The organism is Pseudomonas sp. CNPSo 3701 (assembly GCF_028674975.1).
In the GTDB taxonomy this organism is placed as follows: Bacteria; Pseudomonadota; Gammaproteobacteria; order Pseudomonadales; family Pseudomonadaceae; genus Aquipseudomonas; species Aquipseudomonas straminea.
In genome coordinates this window covers 640,823-666,542 of the sequence record NZ_JAQZSI010000001.1, presented here as the reverse complement: position 1 = coordinate 666,542, position 25,720 = coordinate 640,823, and the positions used below count along the sequence as shown (strand labels likewise).

Below are 25,720 nucleotides of genomic sequence, written 5' to 3'. Positions count from 1 at the left end.
ATCCTCAGGCTGCCTGTCGCACACGCGGCTTGAGCCGCACGTAGAGCGTCTTGTTGACCCGCGCCACCAGGGCGCCGCTGCCATCGCGCACCTCGACCGGCAATTCGGGCAGGTACTTGTCGCCACCGGCGGTGCGCTCGCGAACGTCGTCGATGAAGGCCTGATCGATGGCGAAAGAGGCGAATACGGGGCCGCGGCCCGGCGCGATGAAATCGATGCTGGCGGCCTTGTCCCAGACCACGTAATCGCCGCCCAGGTTCTCCATCAGCATCAGCATGTAGAAGGGGTCGGTCATCGAATACAGGCTGCCGCCGAACTGGGTACCGACATAATTGCGGTTGTACCAACCCAGACGCAGCTTCACGTCGACCTGACGGAAATCCGGAGCGATGCGGCGGATCCACACGCCAGCGCCCAGGTAAGGCGGATAAAGATTCATGATCCAGCGCAGCACACGGGCCTTGCGCGCCAGCCGGCGGGCGTTCATTGCGGGTTACCGCGGGTACCCATGCCCATGGCCTGGCGGGCGAACCAGCGCTTGGCCGGCGGCAGCAACTCCAGCCCGAGCAGGCCCAGGTTGCGGCCGGCGGCGAGCAACGGCTGGTCAGTGCTGAACAGCCGGGTGACCTGATCGGAAAAGGCCACGGTACGCGCCTGATCGCCGGCCTGAATGCCGGCGTAGCGCTGCAGGGTGGTCAGATCGCCCAGCGGCGCCGTGCTTGCCAGCAGCGTGTCGGCCAGGGCCCGCACGTCACGCAGCGACAGGTTGAAGCCTTGCCCGGCGATCGGGTGCAGGCTGTGGGCCGCATTGCCGAGCACCACCAGATTGGCGCGCACCTGCTCGGCGGCTTCGATCAGCACCAGAGGGTACGGCACCCGCGCGCCGACCTGTTTGAGCGCGCCAAGCCGATAGCCAAAAGCCTGCTGCAATTCGGCAAGAAAGGCGCGCTCATCGAGCTTGAGCAGCCGCTCGACCGCGCGGCTCGGGTGCGTCCACACCAGCGCACAGCGATTATCGGAAAGCGGCAACAGCGCCAGCGGGCCGGATTCGGTGAAACGCTCGAAGGCCTCGCCGCCATGGGCCCGCTCCGGGGTGATATTTGCGATCAACGCAGTCTGGTCATAGGGTCGCTGATTGACCACGATGCCCAGCTGCTCGCGCAACGACGAACGCCCGCCATCGGCGAGGATGGCCAGGGAGCAGTCGATCAGGGTTTCGTCGTCCAGGGTCAGGCGATAACCCTCTGCAGTGGGCTCCATGCGCTCGACTTGGGCCGGGCAGCGCCACTGGATCACTTCGGCGTCCAGTGCCTGCCACAGGCAGTGGCCGAGCCAGGCGTTTTCCACCACATAGCCCAGGGCCGGCACGTTTTCCTGATCGGCACTGAGCCGGGCTGCCGCGAAACGCCCACGGTCGGAGACGTGAATACGCTTGATGGCGGTGGCCTGTTCGGCAATCGCCGGCCACAGGCCGAGGCCTTCGTAAATCAGGCGCGAGCCATAGGACAACGCCGTGGAGCGGGCATCGTAACTGGGCTGGTAGCCGTCGCCAGGGGCGAACGGTTCGATCAGCGCGATACGCCAGCCGCGCTTGCGCGCCTCGCCCTGCAGCGCCAGCGCCAGGCTGGCGCCAACCAGGCCGCCACCGATGATCGCCACGTCGACTCGCAGCATGGCCTCAGGCTACCTGTGCACGGGCGGCGGCCATCAGTGCTTCGATCTCGTCGACGGCCTTGGGCACGTCGTTGGTGAGAATCTCGCAACCGGTCTTGGTCACCACCACGTCGTCCTCGATGCGCACGCCGATACCGCGCCATTTCTTGGCGACGTTCTGGTTGTCCACGGCGATGTAGATGCCCGGCTCGACGGTCATCGCCATGCCGACTTCGAGCACGCGCCATTCGCCGCCGACCTTGTATTCGCCGACATCGTGCACGTCCATGCCCAGCCAGTGGCCGGCGCGGTGCATGTAGAACGGCTTGTAGGCCTCGGCCGCGATCAGTTCGTCGACGTCGCCTTCCAGCAAACCGAGGTCGACCAGGCCTTTGGTGATGACCCGTACCGTGGCCTCGTGGGCCTCGTTCCAGTGGCGGCCGGGCGCGATGAACTTGAAGGCTTCCATGTTGGCGGCCAGGACGATCTCGTAGATGGCCTTCTGCTCGGGCGTGAATTTGCCGCTGACCGGAAAGGTACGGGTGATGTCACTGGCGTAGCAGTCGATCTCGCAACCGGCATCGATCAGCACCAGGTCGCCGTCCTTGAGCAGGGCGTCGTTCTCGCGGTAATGCAGGATGCAGGCGTTCTTGCCTGCCGCAACGATGGAGCCGTAAGCCGGCATCTTCGAGCCGCCCTTGCGGAATTCGTAATCGAGCTCCGCTTCCAGGTGATATTCGTAGAGCCCGGCGCGGCTGGCCTGCATGGCCTTGATATGGGCGCGGGCGGAAATCTGCGCCGCTTCGCGCATCACCTTCACTTCACCGGCCGACTTGTAAAGGCGCAGATCGTGCAGGAAGTGGTTGAGGGCGACGAACTCCTTGGGCGGCGACGCACCCTGGCGCGCCTTGGAGCGAATCACGTTGACCCACTCCATCAGGTGGCGGTCGAACTCGGGATTGGTGCCCACGGCGTAGTAAACGCGCTCACGGCCCTCGATCAGGCCCGGCAGGATGTCGTCGATATCGCCGATGGGAAAGGCATCGTCCGCCCCGTACTGGCTGATCGCCCCTTCCTGACCGGCACGCAAGCCGTCCCACAGTTCGCGCTCGGGGTCGCGCTCACGGCAGAACAGCACGTACTCGCCATGCTCGCGGCCGGGAATCAGGGCGATCACCGCCTCGGGCTCGGGAAAGCCGGACAGGTACTGGAAATCGCTGTCCTGGCGGTAGATGTGCTCGACGTCGCGGTTGCGAATGAACACCGGCGCCGCCGGCAGAATGGCGATGCTGTTCGGCTCCATCTGCGCCATCAGCGCCTTGCGACGGCGGGCGTATTCCGCTTTGGAGATGCTGGTCATGGGCAGGCTCGATTCAGGTCGGTGAAGGACGCGATCAGTGCAGCGAAGGCTTGGGCGCCGGGGCAGCCGGCTTGGCGCACTCGCTGAACAGCAGCAGCGGCGCCACGCGCAGGTACTCCATGACTTCCATGTAATCGTTCTCGCCGTCCTCGGACTCGTCCAGGGCATTCTGCACCTGGGCGATGGCGGACAAATCCTGCAGCACTTCCATGGCCTCGGCGCTCAACGCGGCGTCGCCGACGGTCAGCCCGAAGCCACCGAGAAAGCCCTGGCACCACTGACCCAGGGCCGCGGCGCGCTCGGCCAGGGGAGCCTCGTCGGAGGGCAGCAGCAGGACCACGGTGACGTCGTCACCGGTCAGCTCGCCACGCACCATTTCCTGCAGGCCGATCAGCGCCTGGCGGACGTTGTCCGGCGGTTCGACACCGAGCAGTTCGGTGGCGTCGACCAGCCAGGGGGCGGCTTCGAAGCCAGCGCCGGCGCAACTGCGACCCAGCAGCAGACCGTGCAATTCGGCAGGTGAAACGGAGGAGCCACCACTGGCGAGCAGGGCAGCGAAGGCAGCGTAGGGGGAACTGGAAGTCGGCATCGATCACTAGGCGCCAAGGGGCGCAATCACTAGAATGGAGGCTTTCTATCCTAGCACTGGCGCACGCGCCAAAACCATCGGCCGGTTTGCGCCGGCGAGCCGCTGGATCTATACACTGCGCACACCCTGCCAAAGCGAGAGCCAATGGAAGACGCCGATCTACACGCCCTGACGGCAAAGCTGGAACTGCTGATCCAGCGCGTCGAGCGACTCAAGGCACAAAACCGTCTCTTGCTGGAAAGCGAGCAGGCGTGGCGCGAAGAACGCGCTCATCTGATCGAAAAGAACGAAATGGCTCGGCACAAGGTCGAATCGATGATTTCGCGCCTCAAAGCCCTGGAGCAGGACTCATGACCCAATCGAATACCGTCACCGTTCAGATTCTGGACAAAGAATATTGCATCGCCTGCCCCGCCGATGAGCGTAGCAACCTGCAAAGCGCCGCCCGCTACCTGGACGGCAAGATGCGGGAGATCCGCAGCGGCGGCAAAGTCATCGGCGCCGACCGCGTCGCGGTGATGGCTGCTCTGAACATCACCCATGATCTGCTGCACAAGCAGCAGCACCTCGACAAGCAGGCCACCGTCACCCGTGACCACGTGCGCGACCTGCTCGGCCGGGTCGACAATGCCCTGCACGACGACACCGATGGGCGCGCCTGACCAACGGTCGGACTTTTTTGTTATACTCGCCGCAGCTCCCTGGAGTGTGCGCCAGTTGGTTGATGTCCCTGAGCCGATACGCACAACCCCGGGGGTTGTCAGTTGAGGCCGGTGTGCATGTCCGCTTGACGGAAAGCCTTAAGGTTTCCTGCAACCTCCACCTTGAACTTTCGGGTTCAAGGGCTAAACCGACAGCGGCATGCTGGGGAGTCATAAATTGCAGCCCGCTGCTGGCCAACGCCAGCAGCGGGCTTTTTATTGGCTGCGTGACAGCCATCGCGCCAGAATGCCGGGCTTGAAAATAAGGGATCTGCAGATGATCGAAGCCAGCAACCTGACCCGCGCCCAACTGCGCAAGACGCTGCGCAAAACCCGGCGCGAGCTGCCCAGATCAGCACAACGCCGGGCAGCCGCGGCGCTATATCGGCAGCTGGCGCAACATCCGGTATTTCGACGCGCGCGTAGCGTCGCTCTTTATCTGGCCAATGACGGCGAGATCGACCCGCACCTACTGATCAGAGCCGCCCATGCGCGCGGTAAGCAGATATTCCTGCCGGTGCTGAAATCCTGGCCGCGCACCAGCATGGTGTTCCAGCGCCTGGACGCGCACGAAAAGCTTGCCGCCAATCGTTTCGGCATCCCCGAACCGCGCCGCAACGCCAAGCGCCAGCGCAAGATCTGGACACTCGACCTGATCCTGCTGCCCCTGGTGGGCTTCGACAGACACGGCGGCCGCCTCGGCATGGGCGGCGGCTTCTATGACCGCAGCCTGGCCTACCGGGCACTGCGCAAAAATTGGCACAAACCGACCCTGCTTGGATTGGCCCACAGCTGCCAGCAAGTTGACCAACTGGCCATGGCCAACTGGGACGTACCGCTGGACGCCACCGTGACCGATGGCGGCTGGTACTGAAAAAACACCGTCAGCGCTCGGCTCGAAGCGCCTCGGCAATCGGTTTACCCTGTTGCCACTGGCTTTGCGTATAGCCAGTAGTCACCATGCCGAGGCCGAACACGAAGACCAGTACCCACAACAAATCAGGCTTGCGCCGCATACCCTTACCTCTTGCCAGATCATCCTTCACGCAGCCCCTGCAGCGCACCGACTCAGAGAGCAAAGTTCATGCCCTATTGGCTGATGAAATCCGAACCCGACGAACTGTCCATCCATGACCTGCAGCGCCTGGGCAGAGCTCGCTGGGATGGCGTGCGCAACTACCAGGCGCGCAACTTCATCCGCAGCATGCAGGCCGGCGATCAGTTCCTGTTCTATCACTCCAGCTGCCCGGAGCCTGGCGTGGCCGGCATCGCCCGCATCGAAGGCGTGCCCTATCCGGACCCAGCCGCGCTGGATCCGCAGAGCCACTACTTCGACGCCAAGGCCAGCGCCGAGAAGAATCCGTGGACGGCCGTCGACGTGAGCTTCGTCGAGGCGTTCAAGCAGGTCATCCCGCTCGCCGAACTGAAGGCGCAGACGGCGCTGGCGGAACTCTCGCTAATGCAAAAAGGCAGTCGCCTGTCGGTGATGCCTGTCACCGAGGCGCAGTGGACGGCGATCCTGCTGCTGAAGTGATCAGCCCTGCAGGATCAGGTTATTGAACAGCAGATCCTCGACCAGCGGCTTGCCTTCCTCGTCGGTGAGCACCTGCTGGACCTGCTTGAGGGCTTCCTGGCGCAGCTTTTCCTTGGCGTCCGGCGAGGCCAGGCTTTCCTCGGTCTGCTGGGAGAACAGCATCACCAGCTGATTGCGGATCAGCGGCTCGTGGTGGGTGACCTTGGCCTCGGCATCAGCGCCGGTGATGCGCAGCGCCACGTCGGCCTTGTAGTACTTGAGCTTGGGCCCGGCGCCATAGTTACCGACCAGCGCCGGTACCAAGCTGTAGTAGATCACCTGGGGCGCAGCGCCCTCACCTTCGCCTTCCTTCTTTTCCTCGTTGGCAAACGCCGGAATCGACAGTGCGCAGGCAAGCAGAAGCGTGATGAAGGTTTTCACAGGGCGATCTCCGTTGAGTTGCTGGCAAGCATAGCAACGCGCCGCGCAGATCCCAATGCTTATGGCGGCCTATCAGACCGGGCCATGCTCGTTGACCGACCGGGAGCCCCACCTAAACTGCAGGGCGACTCCGCTCAAGGTACATCGCGATGAAAGCACTGCTCTGCAAGGCCTTTGGCCCCGCCGAAACGCTGACACTGGAAGACATCGACAGCCCGCGCCCGAAAGGCAACGAAGTGCTGATCGAGGTGCAGGCTGCTGGAGTGAATTTCCCGGATACGCTGATCATCGAAGGCAAGTACCAATTCAAGCCGCCCTTTCCCTTCTCGCCCGGCGGCGAAGTGGCCGGCGTGGTTGGCGCCGTGGGCGACAAGGTCGCGCATCTGAAGACGGGCGAACGGGTGATGGCGCTAACCGGCTGGGGCGGCTTCGCCGAACAGGTCGCCGCGCCGGCCTACAACGTGCTGCCGGTGCCCGCGAGCATGGACCTGACCACGGCGGCTGCCTTCGGCATGACCTACGGCACCTCGATGCACGCGCTCAAACAGCGCGCAGCTCTCAAGCCCGGCGAAACCCTGCTGGTACTGGGCGCCGCCGGCGGTGTCGGTCTGGCAGCAGTAGAAATCGGCAAGGCCATGGGCGCTAAAGTAATCGCCGCGGCAAGCAGCGCCGAGAAGATCGAGGTAGCGCGCAGCGCTGGCGCCGACGAGCTGATCAACTACAGCGAGCAGAGCCTCAAGGACGAGGTGAAGAGACTCACCAATGGCCAAGGCGTCGACGTGATCTACGATCCGGTCGGCGGTCCGCTGTTCGAAGAGGCGTTTCGCTGCATGGCCTGGAACGGTCGTTTTCTGGTGGTAGGCTTCGCCGCCGGCGGTGGAATCCCGGCGCTGCCGGCCAACCTGCCGCTACTCAAGGGCGCCTCCCTGGTCGGCGTGTTCTGGGGCTCCTTCGCCCAGCGCCAGCCGGCGGATAACGCCGAAAACTTCCGTCAGCTGTTCGCCTGGCACGCCGAAGGCAAACTCAAACCGCTGGTCTCGCAAACCTTCCCGCTGGCACGCGGCGGCGAGGCGATCGATGCCCTCGGCCAGCGCAAGGCTGTCGGCAAGCTGGTGGTGACTATTCGCTGACGGGCGCACCAGCTCCTTAAAACAGCAAGCCGCCCGAGGGCGACTTTCTTCGTTCAGTCCCGCGGCGCGTAGGCGAATACGTCGGCGCGCATCTGGTGGGCGTCCATCCCCGCTTCGACCAGCGCATCCAGGGTCGCGTAGACCATGCTCGGCGAGCCGCTGGCGTAGACGCGCAGCGTGCTCAGGTCGGCGAAGTCCTCACACACCGCCTCATGCAGCAGGCCGCAGCGGCCCTGCCAGCCGCACTGGTCGCTGACCACCTGATGCAGAGACAGGTTGGGCAACGCCTGCCACTCGTCCCAATGTGGCAGTTGGTAGAAGTCCTCGGGCCGGCGTGCGCCCCAGTACAGATGCACCGGATGCTGGAAGCCGCGCGAGCGGCATTCTTCGATCAGGCTGTGCATCTGGGCCATGCCGGTGCCCGCGGCGATCAGCACCAACGGCCCGTCCGGCAGCTCGGCCAGGTGGGCGTTGCCGAATGGCAACTGCACCCGCGCAGTGCCCTGCTCGCGCAACTGCTGCAACAGGTTCAGCGCACTCGCTTCGCGCCCCAGAATATGCAGCTCCAAGTCGCGACCCTGCTGCGGCGCCGAGGCCAGGGAAAAGGCCGATTTCTCACCATCCAGACGCTCGATCAGCAGGTACTGGCCGGCGTGGTAACGCGGCGGCTTGCCGGCCGGCGCACGCAGCAGCACACGCCACACATCGCCGCCCACGTCGATGCAGTCCACCACCTGGCACCCCAGGCTGCGCACTGGTAGCTCGCCGGGCAGCAACACGCCGTCCCAGTGCAGCACGCAGTCCTGCAGGGGTTCGGCGATACAGGTGTACAGCTCGCCGTGGTCCAGCTCGGCGCCGTTCTGGCGCACGCGCCCCTCGATCAGCAGCGCGGCGCACACATGGCAATTCCCGTTGCGGCAGCTCTGCGGGCAGGTGTAGCCCAGGCGCCGCGCGGCATCGAGGATGGCTTCGCCGGCCTCGACATCGAGCACGGCGCCGGACGGTTGCAGGGTGACCTTCATCAATCGATTCCCAACTGGCGCCACATTTCATCGACCCGCTTGGTGACCGCTTCGTCCTTGACGATGGCGCGACCCCATTCGCGGTCGGTCTCGCCCGGCCACTTGTGGGTGGCGTCCAGGCCCATCTTCGACCCCAGGCCGGAGACCGGCGAGGCGAAATCCAAATAATCGATGGGCGTGTTCTCGATCATCACCGTATCGCGCTTGGGGTCCATACGCGTGGTGATGGCCCAGATCACGTCGTTCCAGTCACGGGCGTTGATGTCGTCGTCGGTGACGATCACGAACTTGGTGTACATGAACTGGCGCAGGAACGACCACACGCCCAGCATCACGCGCTTGGCGTGCCCTGGGTACTGCTTCTTCATGGTCACCACCGCCATGCGGTAGGAACAGCCCTCGGGCGGCAGGTAGAAGTCGGTGATCTCCGGAAACTGCTTCTGCAGGATCGGCACGAACACTTCGTTCAGCGCCACACCGAGAATCGCCGGCTCGTCTGGCGGCCGGCCGGTGTAGGTGCTGTGATAGATCGGGTCGCGACGTCGGGTGATGCGCTCGACGGTGAACACCGGGAAGGTGTCGACCTCGTTGTAGTAACCGGTGTGGTCGCCGTACGGGCCTTCCGGCGCGGTTTCGCCCGGATGGATAACGCCTTCGAGAACGATCTCGGCGCTGGCCGGCACCTGCAGCTCACTGCCGATGGCCTTGACCAGCTCGGTGCGATGGCCGCGCAAGAGACCTGCGAAGGCGTATTCGGAGAGCGTATCGGGCACCGGCGTCACGGCGCCGAGAATGGTCGCCGGATCCGCCCCCAGGGCCACGCACACCGGATAGGGTTTGCCCGGATGCTTCTGGCACCACTCGCGGTAATCCAGCGCGCCGCCGCGGTGGCTGAGCCAGCGCATGATCACCTTGTTGCGGCCGATCACCTGCTGGCGATAGATACCGAGATTCTGACGCTCCTTGTTCGGCCCCTTGGTGATGGTCAGGCCCCAGGTGATCAAGGGCGCCACGTCGCCCGGCCAGCAGTGCTGGATCGGCAACTTGGCCAGATCGACGTCGTCGCCCTCCTCGATCACTTCATGGCACGGCGCATCCTTGAGCACCTTGGGCGCCATGCTGATGACCTTCTTGAAGATCGGCAGCTTGCTCCAGGCATCCTTGAGCCCCTTCGGCGGCTCGGGCTCCTTGAGAAAGGCCAGCAGCTTGCCGATTTCGCGCAGCTCGGAAACGTCCTCTGCGCCCATGCCCAGCGCCACGCGTTTGGGGGTGCCGAACAGGTTGCCGAGTACCGGAACGCTGTGGCCGGTGGGGTTCTCGAACAGCAGTGCCGGGCCGCCCTTTTGCAGGGTTCGATCGCACACCTCGGTCATTTCCAGGATCGGCGATACCGGTGCTTTGATGCGCTTGAGCTCGCCGCGCTCTTCCAGGCCGCGGATAAAGTCGCGCAGATCGCGATACTGCATGCTGGAACCTCACTCGAATCGGGGCGCAAAGTTTAGCGCCGAAGTCGGACTTGCAGAACAGTCGATACTACAGACAAACAAAAGCCGGGTTTCCCCGGCTTTTTTGTGCCACCAGACCGTTACTTGCGCTTCATGGACATGAAGAACTCGTCGTTGGTTTTTGTGGCTTTGAGCTTGTCGATCAGGAATTCGATGGCAGCGATCTCGTCCATCGGGTGCAGCAGCTTGCGCAGGATCCACATGCGCTGCAGCTCGTCTTCGGCGGTCAGCAACTCTTCGCGGCGGGTACCGGCGCGGTTGATGTTGATGGCCGGGAATACGCGCTTCTCGGCGATACGACGATCCAGGGGCAGCTCCATGTTGCCGGTACCCTTGAATTCTTCGTAGATCACTTCGTCCATCTTCGAGCCGGTTTCGACCAGCGCGGTGGCGATGATGGTCAGCGAGCCGCCTTCTTCGATGTTACGCGCGGCGCCGAAGAAACGCTTCGGCTTCTCCAGAGCGTGGGCGTCGACACCACCGGTCAGTACCTTGCCCGAGCTCGGGATCACGGTGTTGTAGGCGCGGGCCAGACGGGTGATGGAGTCGAGCAGGATGACCACATCCTTCTTGTGCTCGACCAGGCGCTTGGCCTTCTCGATGACCATTTCGGCAACCTGCACGTGGCGGGTCGGCGGCTCGTCGAAGGTGGAGGCGACCACTTCGCCGCGCACGGTGCGCTGCATTTCGGTCACTTCTTCCGGGCGCTCGTCGATCAGCAGCACGATCAGATGGCACTCGGGATTGTTGCGGGTGATGTTCGAGGCGATGTTCTGCAGCATGATGGTCTTGCCCGCTTTTGGCGGGGCGACGATCAGGCCGCGCTGGCCCTTGCCGATCGGTGCGCAGAGGTCGATCACGCGGCCGGTGATGTCCTCGGTGGAGCCGTTGCCGGCTTCCATGGTCAGGCGCTGATTCGGGAACAGCGGCGTCAGGTTCTCGAACAGAATCTTGTTCTTGGCGTTTTCCGGACGGTCGAAGTTGATGCTGTCGACCTTGAGCAGGGCGAAATAACGCTCGCCTTCCTTCGGCGGGCGGATCTTGCCGACGATGGTGTCACCGGTACGCAGGTTGAAGCGGCGGATCTGGCTCGGCGAGACGTAGATGTCATCGGGGCCGGCGAGATAGGAGGCGTCTGCGCTGCGCAAGAAGCCGAAGCCGTCCTGGAGGATCTCCAGCACGCCATCACCGGAAATTTCTTCACCGCCTTTGGCGTGCTTTTTCAACAGCGAGAAGATGACGTCCTGCTTGCGCGAACGGGCCATGTTCTCGATGCCCATCTGCTCGGCCATTTCCAGCAGTTCGGTAATCGGCTTTTGCTTGAGTTCAGTCAGATTCATATAGGAATGACGTATTTATAGAGGAGGGAATGGTAAGCATTGAGCTTGAGAGGCCGCACCGCGGGGAGGCGACAGGCGCCCGCTTTGTTGTCGAAAGTTCGATTAGGAATGCGTCGGCAGCGGCGTGCAGGGGGTCGCTTAGAAAAAGCGACAGGCCCGAATGTAACATCGGCTTTGCGAAGGCGTCTAGCCTCCAGACAGAAAAAAGCCCCGTTGTCTACGGGGCTTTTCGGCGACGCTTACAGGTTGGCGTCGATGAAGGCGGCCAGCTGCGACTTGGACAGGGCGCCGACCTTGGTGGCTTCGACGCTGCCGTTCTTGAACAGCATCAGGGTCGGGATGCCACGCACGCCGTACTTGGGCGGGGTGTCCTGATTTTCGTCGATGTTCAGTTTGCAGACCTTCAGCTTGCCCTGGTACTCCTTGGAGATTTCATCCAGAACAGGAGCGATCATCTTGCACGGGCCGCACCACTCGGCCCAGTAGTCGACCAGTACCGGTCCATCTGCCTGGATGACGTCCTGATCGAAGCTGGCATCGCTTACATTGGTGATGAATTCACTCATGGGAAGTCTCCGTGTTGGCACGCAATAACGATAAAAGTGGCGGCCATGATAGCCCGGCTCGCGTGTCACAGGAAGGCGCCCGCCATTGAGCGTGGCCATATAGGCTATCGACGCCGCCAATGGTGCGAAGCCGCCGGGAGGCTCCGCACCAGCCGCCCGGAGACAGCTGGCGCAATGCCTGTACCGCGCGTATGCGTTGGCGTGCGCGGTCTATCGTGGCACGATGGCGGGGTTCTGCCTCGAGACTGATTGATCATGCCGCAAACCCATTCCGAGTCCTTTCCCCTGGTCGCCGCCATCGACCTGGGCTCCAACAGCTTCCACATGGTGCTGGCCAAGGCCGACCATGGCGAGATTCGCATCCTCGAGCGACTCGGCGACAAGGTACAGCTGGCGGCGGGCATCGACGAACAGCGCATGCTCAGCGAGGAAGCCATGCAGCGCGGCCTCGACTGCCTGAGCCGCTTCGCCCAGTTGACCACCAGCCTGCCCCAGGGCGCGGTGCGCATCGTCGGCACCAATGCCCTGCGTGAAGCGCGCAACCGCGCCGAATTCATTCGCCGCGCCGAGGCGCTGCTGGGCCATCAGGTGGAAGTGATTTCCGGGCGCGAAGAAGCACGCCTCATCTATCTGGGCGTTTCCCACACCATCGCCGACACACCGGGCAAGCGCCTGGTCGCTGACATCGGCGGCGGCAGTACCGAATTCATCATCGGCCAGCGCTTCGAGCCGTTACTGCGCGAAAGCCTGCAGATGGGCTGCGTCAGCTACACCCAGCGCTACTTCAAGGACGGCAAGATCACCCCGGCTCGCTACGCCCAGGCCTACACCGCCGCGCGCCTGGAAATCATGGGCATCGAACATGCGCTGACCCGCCTCGGCTGGCAGGACGCCGTGGGCGCCTCCGGCACCATCAAGGCCATCGGCCTGGCGATCCAGTCGGCGGGCCTGAGCAACAACGGCGAAGTCACCTCCGAGGGCATCGCCTGGCTCAAGCGCAAACTGTTCAAGTACGGCGATGTCGAGCGCATCGATCTGGACGGCGTGAAGCCCGACCGCCGGCCGATCTTCCCGGCCGGTCTGGCGATTCTCGAAGCCATCTTCGATGCCTGCGAGCTGAACCGCATGAGCCATTCCGAAGGCGCGCTGCGCGAGGGCGTGCTCTATGACCTGCTCGGTCGCCATCAGCACGAGGACGTGCGCGAGCGCACCCTCTCGGCGTTCATGGAGCGCTACCACGTCGACCAGGAACAGGCCGCCCGGGTTGAAGCCAAGGCGCTGTCGGCCCTGGACAAGGTCGCCAAGGACTGGGAGCTGACCGACGACTGGCACCGCGAGCTGCTCAGCTGGGCCGCCAAGGTTCACGAAGTCGGCCTGGACATCGCCCACTACCAGTACCACAAGCACGGCGCCTACCTGATCGAGCATTCCGACCTGGCCGGCTTCTCTCGCCAGGATCAACAGATGCTCGCCCTGTTGGTGCGCGGTCATCGCCGCAACATTCCCAAGGAAAAACTTACCGACTTCGGCGACGAGGGCGTCAAGCTGGTGCGCCTATGCGTGCTGCTGCGCTTCGCGATTCTTTTCCACCACATCCGCGGTAGCCAGAACATGCCCACCGTGCGCCTGAAAGCCGGCCCGTCGAGTCTGGCCATCGAGTTCCCGCAGGGCTGGCTGGCCGCCAATCCGCTGACCCAGGCGGATTTCGAAAGCGAAGCCGAGTGGCTCAAGCGCATCGACATGACCCTGACCGTCAGCTGACGGCTGCGCGCCGAACTGACGCAAAAGTGCTCGTAACGCAATGCAGCAAGTTGGTTTTGACAGGCGCATTTGCCGGCAGGATAGAATCCAGTCTTTTTGGTACGGCATAAACAGGGATAGATGTGGAAAGCGCGACGGTTAACAGCCTGTTTCTAATCGGTGCCCTGATGGTGGCGGCGAGCATCGCCGTCAGCTCACTGTCCACCCGGCTCGGCGTTCCCATCCTGGTCATCTTCCTCGGCGTAGGAATGCTGGCGGGCGTCGACGGCATCGGCGGCATCGGCGGCATCGTTTTCAACGACTACTCGCTCGCTTACCTGATCAGCAACCTCGCCCTGGCGGTCATCCTGCTCGATGGCGGCATGCGTACCCGCAAGGCGACCTTCCGCGTGGCATTATGGCCAGCGCTCTCCCTGGCCACGGTGGGCGTGGCCATCACCGCCGGGCTCACCGGCCTGGCCGCCGCCTGGCTGTTCAACCTGACGCTCATCGAAGGCCTGCTGATCGGCGCCATAGTCGGATCCACCGACGCCGCCGTGGTGTTCAACCTGCTCAACGGCAAGGACCTCAACGAACGGGTCGGGTCCACCCTGGAAATCGAGTCGGGTAGCAACGACCCGATGGCGATGTTCCTGACCGTCTCGCTGATCGCCATGCTGGCCAGCGGGCAAACCAGCTTCAGCTGGTCGCTGTTGACCGACCTGGCCTGGCAGTTCGGGGTCGGCATCGTGCTGGGGGCGGCTGGCGGCTGGCTGCTGCTGCAACTGATCAACCGACTGGTCATCGCCGATGGCCTCTACCCGCTGCTGGCGGTGAGCGGCGGCATCTTCATCTATGCGCTGTCCGGCACCCTGGGCGGCAGCGGCATTCTGGCCGTCTACGTCTGCGGCCTGCTGATGGGCAACCAGCCGATCCAGAACCGCAACGGCATCCTGCACATGTTCGACGGCCTGGCCTGGCTGAGCCAGATCGGCATGTTCCTGGTGCTCGGCCTGCTGCTCACCCCCAGCGATCTGCTGCCGATCGCCCTGCCGGCACTGGCCCTGTCGCTGTGGATGATTCTCTTCGCGCGGCCGCTGTCGGTGTTCGTCGGTCTGCTGCCATTCAAGATGTTCCACCTGCGCGAGCGGCTGTTCATCTCCTGGATCGGCCTGCGCGGCGCCGTGCCGGTGATTCTCGCGGTGTTCCCGCTGATGGCCGGGCTGGAGAACGCCCAGCTGTTCTTCAATGTCGCCTTCTTCATCGTGCTGGTGTCGCTGCTGGTGCAGGGCACCTCACTGGGCTGGGCGGCACGCAAGGCCAAGGTGGAGATTCCACCGTCACCCTCACCCATTTCGCGCAGCGGCCTGATGATCCACCGCACCAGCCAGTGGGAGATGTTCATCTACCGTCTGGGCGCCGAGAAATGGTGCATCGGCGCGCCGCTGCGCGAGCTGAACATGCCCAAGGACACGCGCGTTGCCGCGCTGTTTCGCAACAACGAACTGCTGCACCCCTCCGGTAGCACCAAGCTGGAGGCCGGCGACATGCTCTGCGTGATAGGCCACGAACATGACCTGCCCGCGCTGGGCAAGCTGTTCAGCCAGCCACCGAAGAAGGCTCAGGACCTGCGTTTCTTCGGCGACTTCGTGCTCGAGGGCGACGCCCAGCTCGACGCAGTGGCGGCTCTTTACGGCCTGCACATGGAGCCGGAAAACGCCGGCCAGTCACTGGGCCACTTCATCAGCGAGCTGATCGACGGCGAAACCGTGGTGGGCGATCAGATCGAGTGGCAGCACCTGACCTGGACCGTCGCCGAGATGGACGGGAACAAGATCCGCAAGGTCGGCGTCAGATTCCCCGAAGGCGCCCGCCCGGGCCCTGGCCTGTCGTTCTGACAGACCGCCCGCCAGCCGCCTGTCAACGCCCTGCCGAGCCGGCGGGGCTGATGCGCGGCGGCTTGTGACAGATCGCCGCGCGGGACTTCTCACCAGTCTGTAGACTCAGCAGGATTCCAGCCCCCGCGATCATGACCATGCACTCTTTCCGTCGTTTGCTTGCCGTTTTCCTGCTAGGCCTGTGCCTGGCCAATTCGCCTGCCTGGGCCGACGCCAACCCGACCGCCAGCGACGTGCAGCGCAGCCTGGATACCCTGGCCGACCGCAAGCTCGCCGAGCCCGAGCTGACCCAGGTGCGGCAGACGCTGGAAAAGACCCTCGATTCGCTAAACGCCCAGGCAGACAGCCAGCAGAAGCTCGCTGCTCTGGAAAAGCAGCTGGCCCAGGCCCCCCGGCAAACCCAGGATGCCCATCGCGAACTGGAGAAGCTCAAGGCCACCAAGGTGGTGCCCGTGGCGCAGCGCTATGCCGGCACCAGCGTCGCCCAGCTGGAGCAGATTCTCAGCGAACGCAGCGCGCAGCTCAGCGACTGGCAGAAGCAGCTCAACGACGCCAACACCCTGATCGTCACAGCCCAGACTCGCCCGGAGCGCGCTCAGGCCGAAATCAGCAGCAACCAGACGCGCGCCCAGCAGATCAATTCCCAGCTCAAGAGCGGTCGTGAAGAAAACAAGCCACTGGGCGCCGAGCGGGTCAATCAGCTCAAGGCCGAGCTCGGCGCGCTGAATGCGCTCAGCCAGCTGCGCCGCCAGGAGATGGCCGGCAACAGCGTGATGCAGGACCTGGGCAGCGCTCAGCGCGACCTGCTCGACGAGCGCATCAAGCGCCTGGACGTCGAGCTGCAGGACCTGCAGAACCTGATCAACGAAAAGCGCCGCGACCAGTCCGAACGCACCGTGGCCGAGCAATCCAAGGAAGCCGAGAAAGCCGGCGGCGACAGCCTGCTGTCGCGCGAGAGCGCCCTGAACCTCAAGCTGTCCGACTACCTGCTGCGCGGTACCGACCGCCTCAACGAATTGACCCAGCTCAACCTGCGCACCCAGCAGCAGCTCGACACCCTCAACCAGACCGACCAGGCCCTGGACGAGCAGATAAGCGTGCTGCAGGGCAGCCTGCTGCTCTCCAAGATCCTCTACAAGCAGAAGCAGTCACTGCCCAAGCTCAAGCTGGACAATGGGCTGGCCGATGAAATCGCCGATATCCGCCTCTATCAGTTCGAACTCAACCAGCAGCGCGAGCAGATTTCCAACCCCGGCGCCTATGTCGACAAGCTGCTGGCCAGCCAGCCACCGGAAAGCGTGACGCCCCAGCTGCGTGAAGCCCTGCTCGATCTGATCGATACCCGCCGCGACCTGCACGACCGCCTCAACCGCGAGCTCAATGCGCTGCTCAACGAGTCGATCACTCTGCAGCTCAACCAGAAACAGCTCAAGGACACCGCCACTACCCTGCGCGCGACCCTCGACGAGCAGATGTTCTGGATCCCCAGCAACAACCCGCTCAACCTCGACTGGTTCAGAACGGTGCCGAACCAGCTGCAGCGGCAGATTTCCGAACTGCCGTGGCTCGACAACATCAGCCAGCTCGCGGCTGGCCTGGTCGAGCGACCATTTCTGTTCCTGCCGCTGCTGCTGGTCATGGGCCTGCTGTTCTACAAGCGCCATTACCTGAGCCAGAAACTCACTGACCTGCACAAGGACATTGGCCACTTCAAACGTGACAGCCAACTGCACACGCCAGTGGCGATCTTCCTCAACATCCTGCTGGCCCTGCCCGGCGCGCTGTTCCTGGCGCTGTGCGGTTTCGCCCTGCAGATGGACGCCCGCGGCCTGAACGTCAACCTCGGTTCGGCCTTCCTCGGCATGGCCCAGGCCTGGCTGGTGTTCTACACCGTGTACCGCATCTTCACCCCGGGCGGCGTGGCCGAGCTGCATTTCCACTGGGCGCGCGCCCACGTCGCCTACCTGCACCGGCAGATCCGCTGGCTGGGCGTGGTGGTGATGGCGCTGGTGGCGGTGGTCACCGTCGCCGAGTTCCAGCCATCGAGCCTGTCCGATGACGTGATCGGCATCGCCGTGGTGCTGACCTGCTATGGCCTGATGATCTGGCTGCTGCAAAAGCTGCTGCTGCGCGGCCCTGCCCGGGAGAACGCCTCGACCTTCCGCATGTTCATCGGCGTGCTGTTCAGCGTGCTGCCTCTGGGCCTGTTCCTGGCGGTGTGCTTCGGCTACTACTACACCGCCCTGAAGCTCAGCGACCGGCTGATCGACACCCTCTACCTGCTGCTGATCTGGCTGGTGGTCGAGGCGATGTTCGTGCGCGGCCTGGCGGTCGCGGCGCGGCGCCTGGCCTATCAGCGCGCGGTGGCCAAGCGCGAGGCGCAGACTACCGAGGATGGCGAAGGTACGGAAATCCAGCTGGAAACGCCGCGGCTGGACATCGAGCAGGTCAACCAGCAGTCTCTGCGCCTGATCCGCCTGACCCTGCTGGGCAGCTTCATCGCCGCCATGTACTGGGTGTGGGCTGACCTGATCTCGGTGTTCGCCTACCTCGACAACATCACCCTGTACGAATACAACAGCAGCACCGTGGCCGGCAGCGCCGCCTCGCTGGTGCCGATCAGCCTGCTCGATGCGCTCTATGCATTGATCATCGCCGCCATCACCCTGGCCCTGGGGCGCAACCTGCCGGGCCTGCTGGAAGTGCTGGTGCTGTCGCGCCTGCGCCTGGCCCAGGGCAGCGCCTACGCCACCACCACGCTGCTGTCCTACGTGATCTTCGGCACCGGCATCGTGGTCACCCTGTCGACCCTCGGGGTGAGCTGGAACAAGCTGCAGTGGCTGGTCGCCGCGCTGTCGGTGGGTATCGGTTTCGGCATGCAGGAGATCTTCGCCAACTTCATCTCCGGCCTGATCATCCTGTTCGAGCGCCCGGTGCGCATCGGCGATCTGGTGACCATCGGCACCGTGACCGGCACGGTGAAGCGCATCCACATCCGCGCCACCCACATCATCGACAGCGATCGCAAGGAAGTGATCGTGCCGAACAAGACGTTCGTCACCAGCCAGTTGATCAACTGGACCCTGACCGATACCGTGACCCGCATCGTGCTGACCTTCAAGGTCAACCGCGGCGCCGATCTGGAGAAGGTACGCACTCTGCTGCTGCAGGCCGCCGAGGAAAATTCCCGAGTGATGCGCGACCCGGCGCCGACCGCCCAGCTCAGCCTGTACGCCCCCGATGGCCTGACTCACGAGCTGAAGATCTACGTCAAGGAACTGGGTGATCGCGGCATCGCCACCGACGAACTCAATCGCCGCGTCGACCAGCTGTTCGCAGATAACGACATCAACCTGTCCAGCACACCGAAGATGGACATCGTGCTCAGCCGCGCCGCCGCGCCCCACGACACGCTCAAGCTCGACGACCAGCAACTGGCGAGCGCCGAGCAAGCCGAGAACAAAGACGAGGCCAAACCGTGAAAACCCTCGACACCCTGACCTTCGACAATCGCTTCGCCGGCCTGGGTGACGGGTTTTCCACACACATACTGCCCGAACCCATCGCCGAACCGCGCCTGGTGGTGGTCAGCGACAGCGCCCTGGCCCTGCTCGACCTCGACCAGCGTGAAGCGCAGCGCGAAGTGTTCGCCGAACTGTTCTCCGGCAACCAGCTGTGGAGCGACGCCGAGCCGCGCGCCATGGTCTATTCCGGCCACCAGTTCGGCGGCTATTCGCCGCGCCTGGGCGACGGCCGCGGCCTGCTGCTCGGCGAAGTGCTCAACGACGCCGGCGAACACTGGGACCTGCACCTCAAGGGCGCCGGCATGACCCCCTACTCGCGCATGGGCGACGGCCGCGCCGTGCTGCGCAGCTCGATCCGCGAATTTCTTGCCAGCGAAGCATTGCACGCCCTCGGCATTCCCAGCTCGCGAGCCCTGTGCGTGACCGGATCGAGCACGCCGGTGTGGCGCGAGAAGCAGGAAACCGCCGCCATGCTGGTGCGCCTGGCGCCCAGCCATATCCGCTTCGGCCACTTCGAATACTTCTACTACACGCGCCAGCACGAGCAGCTCAAACAGCTCGCCGACTACGTGATCGAGCACCATTACCCGGCCTGCCTCGAACAGCCGCAGCCCTACGCGGCGCTGCTCAAGGCCGTGCTGGAACGCACCGCGGAGATGATCGCCTGGTGGCAGGCCTACGGCTTCTGCCACGGCGTGATGAACACCGACAACATGTCGATCCTCGGCATCACCTTCGACTTCGGCCCCTACGCCTTTCTCGACGACTTCGACGCCAAACACATCTGCAACCACTCCGACGACACCGGCCGCTACAGCTTCAGCAACCAGGTACCCATCGCCCACTGGAACCTCTCGGCCCTCGCCCAGGCGCTGACGCCCCTGGTGGAAGTCGACACCCTGCGCGAAACCCTCGACCTGTTCCTGCCGATCTACCAGGCCCACTACCATGACCTGATGCGCAAACGCCTGGGCTTCACCACGGCTGAAGACGGCGACGAAGAACTGATCCAGCGCCTCTTGACCCTGATGCAGGCCGGCAAGGCCACCGACTACTCGCAGTTCTTCCGCCACCTGGGTGACCAGGCGCCAGCCGAAGCACTGAAGGTGGTGCGCAACGACTTCGTCGACCTCACCGGCTTCGACGCCTGGGCCGCCGACTACCAGGCCCGCGTCGACCGCGAAGGCTTCGAACAGAGCGAACGCCAGACACGCATGCACGCGGTCAACCCGCTCTACGTGCTACGCAACTACCTCGCCCAAGAAGCCATCGCCGCCGCCGAAGCAGGCGACTACGGGCTGGTGCGTGAACTGCATCAGGTGCTGACCCGTCCCTTCGAGCAACAGCCGGGCAAACAGCATTACGCGCAGCGGCCGCCGGACTGGGGAAAGCATCTGGAGATCAGCTGTTCGTCGTGAGTTCGGATAACGCAGCTCAGCATGTCCTTTCCATGCTCACCCGCTAATAAAGCAGACTCGACTCCTCGCATCAGCCCATAGGTGATCACCATGAAAGTCCACGGTAGCTGCCACTGCGACGCCATTGCATTCGTCGCAGAAACGGACCCGCAACTGACCAGCGTTTGCCATTGCCACGACTGTCAGAAGCTCACCGGCACAGCATTCCGGGTGTCGACGCCGGCGCTGCCCGGTACGTTCTCACTGCTGCGCGGTAGGCCAAAGGTATACGTGAAGGTGGCGCAAAGCGGTTCGCGCCGTGCTCAGGCATTCTGCGGCGACTGTGGCTCGCAGCTGTTCACCTACGATGCCGACAACCCAACGGCCTATGGCCTGCGCGTAGGTGTGCTGGCCGAATCGCAGCAACTGCAGCCGACCTGGCAAAAGTGGTGCGAAGCGGCGCTGCCTTGGGTGCAGGATCTGTCGGCGCTGGACAGAGCGCCGCGCAACGATCGCGTGCGCTGAGCCCGCGTTTGCCGAACAGCGAGACCAGACAAGATCTCTACTTAGCCACCTATTGCAGCAGGCCGGCCCCATGCAACCCCATCAACTCATCCTGTTCGCCGACTACCACCAGTTCTACCTGCAGGACGAAGCGGCCTCTGGCGACCTGTCCAAAGCCTGGAGCCCGGAGGCCGTCGAACGGATGCTGGCCGTGGCCGATGGCGTCGTGGGTATCGGTACGTTGCGCAATATGGACGTTGGCGTGACGCTCGAAATTCTTGCCGAACCGCCAAGCGCCGATACCAACGGTTTCGATCATGTCGTCGAGGGATCGCTCGACGCGCGCTGCGGCACCCTGGTGGTCGCCGGCTGTACGGATTATTTCCCGGACGCAGCGCGCTTCGCCCTCGCACCTGGCTCCTACCGGGTTCGGCTGTCGATTTCCGGCGCCGATACGCTTTCCGAGGACGGGCTCGAGGGAGAGGATCACTACTTGGTGCAGCTCTGGCCTGCGCCGGCTGGTGCGACCGTCGTGCTCAAGCAAGGCGCATTCTGACCGGCGGCAAGACTTCCTGGCGAAAACCCGGATAATGCCGGCCATTCGTTTTGCTTGCCGGTGCCGCTCCATGGAAATCAAGGTCAATTTTCTCGACAACCTTCGCCTCGAAGCCAAGTTCGATGACTTCACGGTGATCGCCGATCAGCCGATCCGCTACAAGGGCGATGGCTCGGCGCCGGGGCCGTTCGACTATTTCCTGGCTTCCTCGGCGTTGTGCGCGGCGTATTTCGTCAAGCTGTACTGCCAGACGCGCGACATTCCCACCGAGAACATCCGTCTGTCGCAGAACAACATCGTCGACCCGGAAAACCGCTACGCGCAGATCTTCAAGATCCAGGTCGAGCTGCCGGCAGATATTTCCGAGAAGGACCGCCTAGGGATTCTGCGTTCCATCGACCGCTGCACCGTGAAGAAGGTGGTGCAGCAGGGCCCCGAGTTCATCATCGAGGAGGTGGAAAACCTCGACGCCGATGCCCAGGCGCTGCTGATGCCGGTGAGTGACACCACCACCTACATCCCGGGCAAGGATCTACCGCTGGAGCAGACCATCGCCAACATGTCGGGCATCCTCGCGGATCTCGGGATGAAGATCGAGATCGCCTCCTGGCGCAACATCGTCCCCAACGTCTGGTCCCTGCATATTCGCGACGCGCAGTCGAACCTGTGCTTCACCAACGGCAAGGGGGCGACCAAGGAAAGCGCCCTGGCCTCGGCCCTGGGCGAGTTCATCGAGCGGCTGAACTGCAACTTCTTCTACAACGACCAGTTTTGGGGCGAGGACATCGCCGCCGCCGAGTTCGTCCATTACCCCAACGAGCGCTGGTTCAAGCCGGGCCCGAAGGACGCGCTGCCCGCAGAAATTCTCGATGAGCACTGCCTGGCCATCTACAACCCGGATGGCGAGCTGCGCGGCTCGCACCTGTACGACACCAACTCCGGCAACACCCTGCGCGGCATCTGCTCGCTGCCGTTCGTGCGCAGGAGCGACGGCGAGACGGTGTATTTCCCGTCCAACCTGATCGAAAACCTGTACCTGTCCAACGGCATGAGCGCCGGCAACACCCTGGCCGAGGCCCAGGTGCAGTGCCTGTCGGAAATCTTCGAGCGGGCGGTCAAACGCGAAATCCTCGAAGGCGAACTGTGCCTACCGGACGTGCCGCAGGACGTGCTGGCCAAGTACCCAGGCATCGTCGCCGGCATTAAGGGCCTGGAGGAGCAAGGCTTCCCGGTGCTGGTCAAGGATGCCTCCCTCGGCGGTGAATTCCCGGTGATGTGCGTAACCCTGATGAACCCGCGCACCGGCGGCGTGTTCGCCTCCTTCGGCGCGCACCCGAGCCTGGAAGTGGCGCTGGAACGCAGCCTCACCGAACTGCTGCAAGGCCGCAGCTTCGAAGGCCTCAACGACCTGCCGCAGCCGACCTTCGACAGCCTGGCGCTGACCGAGCCGAACAACTTCGTCGAGCACTTCATCGACTCCAGCGGCGTGGTGTCCTGGCGCTTCTTCGGCGCCACACCGGACTTCGAATTCGTCGAGTGGGATTTCTCCGGCCAGGATGCAGATTCCAATGAACAGGAAGCCGCGACCCTGTTCGGCATCCTCGAAGACCTCGGCAAGGAAGTCTACGTCGCCACCTATGACGACCTCGGCGCCAACGCCTGCCGCATTCTGGTGCCCGGCTATTCGGAGATCTATCCGGTCGAGGATCTGATCTGGGACAACACCAACAAGGCGCTGCTGTTTCGCAAGGACATCCTCAACCTGCACGCCCTCAGCGACCGCGAGCTCAAATCGCTGCTGCGCAACCTCAACAACACCGAGGTCGACGACTACACCGACATCACCACGCTGATCGGCGTCGAGTTCGACGACAACACGGTGTGGGGCCAGCTGACCATCCTCGAGCTGAAGCTGCTGATCAACCTGGCACTGAAGAAATACGACGACGCCAAGGAGCTGGTCGAGGCCTTCCTGCAGTACAACGACAACACCGTCGAGCGCGGCCTGTTCTACCAGGCCGTCAATGCCGTGCTGGAGATCCAGCTGGACGACGAACTGGAGCTGGCCAACTACGAGCACAACCTGCGGCGTATGTTCGGCAACGAGCGCATGGATGCGGTGATCGGCTCGGTAGACGGCAGCGTGCGCTTTTATGGCATGACACCGACCAGCATGAAGCTGGAGGGCCTGGACAAGCACCTGCGCCTGATCGACAGCTACAAGAAACTGCACGCCGCCCGTGCCAGAGCCGCCGGCCTGGCCGGTCAATAAGCCAGCCACAAGCGTCAACGGGAAAGCACCTTCGGGTGCTTTCTGCGTTTTTGCGACCGCAAAAGGTCGCTACAAGAACGGCATGGGGCGTTCTCAGAAACAGAAATCAGGTGCCGGGTACGCATCATCGTGGGCGAACCGTGCAAACGCGACAAGCCAAGGCAGGCCGCCACTTGCGTGAGCAGACCAACAAGAACCCATAGAGGGCACTCAGCAGCCATGGCAACCCAAGGCAATCTGGAACCAAACGAGCTCGGCATCACCGACCCGTCACAGAGCGAAGAGGCCCGGCGCGACCGGCATCTGGAAGGTAAGCTAGACGGGGTGGTGTTCGGTTTCACCAGCCTGCTGGCCCTGGCTTTCGTGGCCTGGGGCTTTATCAGTCAGGCGGGTCTGGCGAGCAGCGCTGCCACGGCGCAGGCCTGGGTGATCGTCAATTTCGGCTGGTTCTTCGTGCTCACCTCGACCATCGTCGTGGTCTTCGTGCTGTGGCTGGCCGCCAGTCGCTACGGCAAGATTCCCCTGGGCAAGGACGGCGAAGAACCGGAATTTCGTACCCTGTCATGGATCGCCATGATGTTCAGCGCCGGCATGGGCATCGGCCTGATGTTCTTTGGCGTCGCCGAGCCGCTGTCGCACTACGTGAGCCCGCCGCCGGGCACCGCAGAGGCCCAGACCAACGGTGCCATGCAGATCGCCATGGCCACCACGCTGTTCCACTGGAGCCTGCACCCCTGGGCGATGTACGCCATCGTCGGCCTGGCGATCGCCTACGGCACCTTTCGCCGCGGCCGCTCGCAACTGATTTCCGCCGCCTTCCGACCACTGATGGGCGAGCACGCCAATGGCCCGGTGGGCCGCGCCATCGACATGATGGCGATCTTCGCCACCCTGTTCGGCTCGGCCGCCTCCCTGGGCCTCGGCGCCCTGCAGATCGCCGGCGGGCTGGAGCACAACGGCTGGGTCGAGCAGCCGGGCAAGCTGTTCTACATCGGCCTGATCAGCGTGCTGACCATCGCCTTCGTGGCCTCAGCGGTATCCGGCATCGACAAGGGCATCCAGTGGCTTTCCAACACCAATATGCTGTTGGCCTTGCTGCTGGCCGCCTTCGTGTTCGTGGTCGGCCCGACCCTGCTGATGCTCAACCTGCTGCCGACCACCCTGGGCGACTACATCAACCTGCTGCCGGAAATGATGGCGCGCACCAACGCCAGCGGCGACGAAAGCATGGACAACTGGCTGTCCAGCTGGACGGTGTTCTACTGGGCCTGGTGGATTTCCTGGACACCGTTCGTGGGCATGTTCATCGCCCGCATCAGCCGTGGCCGCACCATCCGCCAGTTCGTCACCGGCGTGCTGCTGGTGCCGAGCCTGGTCAGCCTGGTGTGGTTCGTGATCTTCGGCGCCGCCGGCATCGACGCCATGCGCGACGGCGTGTTCACCCTGAACAACGGCGCCGTGGACAGCAACATCGCCCTCTACGAACTGCTGGAAAGCTACCCGTTCACCTCCATCAGCTCGGTGCTGGTGATGGTTCTGGTGGGCATTTTCTTCGTCTCCGGTGCCGACGCGGCGTCGCTGGTGATGGGCACGCTGTCCGAGCACGGCACCACCGAACCGTCACGCGGCACCATGATCTTCTGGGGCGCACTGACCGGCGCGGTGGCCGCGATCATGCTGGCCATCGGCGACCCACGCGATCCCGGCGCGGCACTGACCGGCCTGCAGAACCTGACCATCGTGGTGGCGCTGCCCTTTGTGGTGGTGATGGCCCTGCTATGCATCGCCCTGTACCGCGACCTGCGCAAGGACCCGGTGATGCTGCGCGACCTGCGCGGCAGCGAACTGATCGAAAAGGCCGTGCTTTACGGCGCGGTGAAACACGGCGCAGAGTTCTACTTCGTGGTCAAGGAGAAGAAGGACAAGGGCAGTGCGACTGAGGGGCAGCCGAGTGCTTGAGATGATCGCCTGCAGACAGAGGCTTGAGAGTAACCGACTCTAGTAAGGCC

Annotated in this window: 23 protein-coding genes and 1 other RNA gene; 14 read left to right on the top strand and 10 right to left on the bottom strand. The window is 63.7% G+C overall.

Annotated elements, in window-relative coordinates; translation table 11 throughout:
• Window positions 1-4 precede the first annotated feature (4 nt).
• Genes PVA39_RS03045 through PVA39_RS03030 form a run of 4 tightly spaced genes read right to left on the bottom strand, consistent with a single transcriptional unit; the run spans window position 5 to window position 3,602 of the window.
• Window positions 5-487: a DUF4442 domain-containing protein gene (locus PVA39_RS03045; protein WP_274122769.1), complete on the bottom strand. Its 483-nt coding sequence runs from the start codon at window positions 485-487 to the stop codon at window positions 5-7.
• Entirely contained in the window at window positions 484-1,674 is a 1,191-nt protein-coding gene (gene ubiH, locus PVA39_RS03040; RefSeq protein WP_274122768.1) for a 2-octaprenyl-6-methoxyphenyl hydroxylase, read from the bottom strand. The genes PVA39_RS03045 and ubiH overlap by 4 nt, the downstream gene beginning before the upstream one ends.
• A 4-nt stretch (window positions 1,675-1,678) precedes the next feature.
• The gene (gene pepP / locus PVA39_RS03035) at window positions 1,679-3,013 is read right to left on the bottom strand and encodes a Xaa-Pro aminopeptidase (RefSeq protein ID WP_274122767.1); all 1,335 of its coding nucleotides are present in this window, start codon (window positions 3,011-3,013) and stop codon (window positions 1,679-1,681) included.
• Window positions 3,014-3,047: 34 nt separating this feature from the next.
• On the bottom strand, window positions 3,048-3,602 hold the full coding sequence (locus PVA39_RS03030; RefSeq protein WP_274122766.1) for a YecA/YgfB family protein: 555 nt from the start codon (window positions 3,600-3,602) through the stop codon (window positions 3,048-3,050).
• 144 nt (window positions 3,603-3,746) lie between these two features.
• Between PVA39_RS03030 and PVA39_RS03025 the strand changes: the two genes are divergently transcribed.
• The 4 genes from PVA39_RS03025 (at window position 3,747) to PVA39_RS03010 (ending at window position 5,177) form a co-directional block, all read left to right on the top strand.
• Window positions 3,747-3,956, top strand: coding sequence for a TIGR02449 family protein (locus tag PVA39_RS03025; protein WP_013789617.1), 210 nt, complete (start codon window positions 3,747-3,749; stop codon window positions 3,954-3,956).
• The gene (locus PVA39_RS03020; RefSeq protein WP_274122765.1) at window positions 3,953-4,264 is read left to right on the top strand and encodes a cell division protein ZapA; all 312 of its coding nucleotides are present in this window, start codon (window positions 3,953-3,955) and stop codon (window positions 4,262-4,264) included. Before PVA39_RS03025 ends, PVA39_RS03020 begins: the two co-directional genes overlap by 4 nt.
• Window positions 4,265-4,297: 33 nt before the next feature.
• Window positions 4,298-4,477: non-coding RNA, 6S RNA (gene ssrS, locus PVA39_RS03015), on the top strand.
• A gap of 103 nt (window positions 4,478-4,580) precedes the next feature.
• Window positions 4,581-5,177 carry a 5-formyltetrahydrofolate cyclo-ligase gene (locus PVA39_RS03010; RefSeq protein ID WP_274122764.1) on the top strand — a complete coding sequence of 199 codons (597 nt, stop codon included), beginning with the start codon at window positions 4,581-4,583 and terminating at the stop codon, window positions 5,175-5,177.
• Between the two features lie 10 nt (window positions 5,178-5,187).
• On the opposite strand, the gene PVA39_RS03005 is transcribed toward PVA39_RS03010, so the two are convergent.
• A complete protein-coding gene (locus PVA39_RS03005; protein WP_155953370.1) occupies window positions 5,188-5,349 on the bottom strand; it encodes a hypothetical protein in 162 nt (53 codons plus the stop codon).
• A 38-nt stretch (window positions 5,350-5,387) separates the two neighbouring features.
• Between PVA39_RS03005 and PVA39_RS03000 the strand changes: the two genes are divergently transcribed.
• Window positions 5,388-5,837: an EVE domain-containing protein gene (locus PVA39_RS03000; RefSeq protein WP_274122762.1), complete on the top strand. Its 450-nt coding sequence runs from the start codon at window positions 5,388-5,390 to the stop codon at window positions 5,835-5,837.
• Here the strand turns inward: PVA39_RS03000 and PVA39_RS02995 are convergent, their stop codons facing one another.
• Window positions 5,838-6,257 (bottom strand): flagellar basal body-associated protein FliL, encoded by a 420-nt coding sequence (locus PVA39_RS02995; RefSeq protein ID WP_274122761.1) that lies wholly within the window; start codon window positions 6,255-6,257, stop codon window positions 5,838-5,840.
• A gap of 149 nt (window positions 6,258-6,406) precedes the next feature.
• On the opposite strand from PVA39_RS02995, the gene PVA39_RS02990 reads away from it, so the two are divergent.
• The gene (locus tag PVA39_RS02990; protein ID WP_274122759.1) at window positions 6,407-7,387 is read left to right on the top strand and encodes an NADPH:quinone oxidoreductase family protein; all 981 of its coding nucleotides are present in this window, start codon (window positions 6,407-6,409) and stop codon (window positions 7,385-7,387) included.
• A 53-nt stretch (window positions 7,388-7,440) separates the two neighbouring features.
• Here the strand turns inward: PVA39_RS02990 and PVA39_RS02985 are convergent, their stop codons facing one another.
• From PVA39_RS02985 to trxA, 4 genes are all read right to left on the bottom strand, one after another.
• Window positions 7,441-8,409 (bottom strand): CDP-6-deoxy-delta-3,4-glucoseen reductase, encoded by a 969-nt coding sequence (locus PVA39_RS02985; protein WP_274122757.1) that lies wholly within the window; start codon window positions 8,407-8,409, stop codon window positions 7,441-7,443.
• Window positions 8,409-9,875, bottom strand: coding sequence for a 4-hydroxy-3-polyprenylbenzoate decarboxylase (gene ubiD, locus PVA39_RS02980; RefSeq protein WP_274122756.1), 1,467 nt, complete (start codon window positions 9,873-9,875; stop codon window positions 8,409-8,411). Before ubiD ends, PVA39_RS02985 begins: the two co-directional genes overlap by 1 nt.
• A gap of 119 nt (window positions 9,876-9,994) precedes the next feature.
• Window positions 9,995-11,254 carry a transcription termination factor Rho gene (gene rho / locus PVA39_RS02975; protein WP_013789609.1) on the bottom strand — a complete coding sequence of 420 codons (1,260 nt, stop codon included), beginning with the start codon at window positions 11,252-11,254 and terminating at the stop codon, window positions 9,995-9,997.
• Window positions 11,255-11,493: 239 nt separating this feature from the next.
• Window positions 11,494-11,820, bottom strand: a complete 327-nt coding sequence (gene trxA, locus PVA39_RS02970) for a thioredoxin TrxA (RefSeq protein WP_013789608.1) — start codon at window positions 11,818-11,820, stop codon at window positions 11,494-11,496.
• Between the two features lie 255 nt (window positions 11,821-12,075).
• Here trxA and ppx point away from each other — a divergent pair, with 255 nt between their 5' ends.
• From ppx to PVA39_RS02930, 8 genes are all read left to right on the top strand, one after another.
• Complete coding sequence (gene ppx / locus PVA39_RS02965; RefSeq protein WP_093501197.1) at window positions 12,076-13,581, top strand: exopolyphosphatase; 1,506 nt, start codon at window positions 12,076-12,078, stop codon at window positions 13,579-13,581.
• A 122-nt stretch (window positions 13,582-13,703) separates the two neighbouring features.
• Window positions 13,704-15,458 carry a potassium/proton antiporter gene (locus tag PVA39_RS02960; RefSeq protein WP_274122755.1) on the top strand — a complete coding sequence of 585 codons (1,755 nt, stop codon included), beginning with the start codon at window positions 13,704-13,706 and terminating at the stop codon, window positions 15,456-15,458.
• A 137-nt stretch (window positions 15,459-15,595) separates the two neighbouring features.
• Window positions 15,596-18,940 (top strand): mechanosensitive channel MscK, encoded by a 3,345-nt coding sequence (gene mscK, locus PVA39_RS02955; RefSeq protein WP_274122754.1) that lies wholly within the window; start codon window positions 15,596-15,598, stop codon window positions 18,938-18,940.
• Window positions 18,937-20,400 (top strand): protein adenylyltransferase SelO, encoded by a 1,464-nt coding sequence (selO, locus tag PVA39_RS02950; RefSeq protein ID WP_274122752.1) that lies wholly within the window; start codon window positions 18,937-18,939, stop codon window positions 20,398-20,400. Before mscK ends, selO begins: the two co-directional genes overlap by 4 nt.
• A 90-nt stretch (window positions 20,401-20,490) precedes the next feature.
• Complete coding sequence (locus PVA39_RS02945) at window positions 20,491-20,904, top strand: GFA family protein (RefSeq protein WP_093500240.1); 414 nt, start codon at window positions 20,491-20,493, stop codon at window positions 20,902-20,904.
• Window positions 20,905-20,974: 70 nt separating this feature from the next.
• On the top strand, window positions 20,975-21,439 hold the full coding sequence (locus PVA39_RS02940) for a hypothetical protein (RefSeq protein WP_147175583.1): 465 nt from the start codon (window positions 20,975-20,977) through the stop codon (window positions 21,437-21,439).
• Window positions 21,440-21,509: 70 nt separating this feature from the next.
• Window positions 21,510-23,711 carry an OsmC domain/YcaO domain-containing protein gene (locus PVA39_RS02935; RefSeq protein ID WP_274122749.1) on the top strand — a complete coding sequence of 734 codons (2,202 nt, stop codon included), beginning with the start codon at window positions 21,510-21,512 and terminating at the stop codon, window positions 23,709-23,711.
• A gap of 219 nt (window positions 23,712-23,930) precedes the next feature.
• Window positions 23,931-25,670 carry a BCCT family transporter gene (locus PVA39_RS02930; RefSeq protein ID WP_274122748.1) on the top strand — a complete coding sequence of 580 codons (1,740 nt, stop codon included), beginning with the start codon at window positions 23,931-23,933 and terminating at the stop codon, window positions 25,668-25,670.
• The last annotated feature ends 50 nt before the right edge of the window (window positions 25,671-25,720 follow it).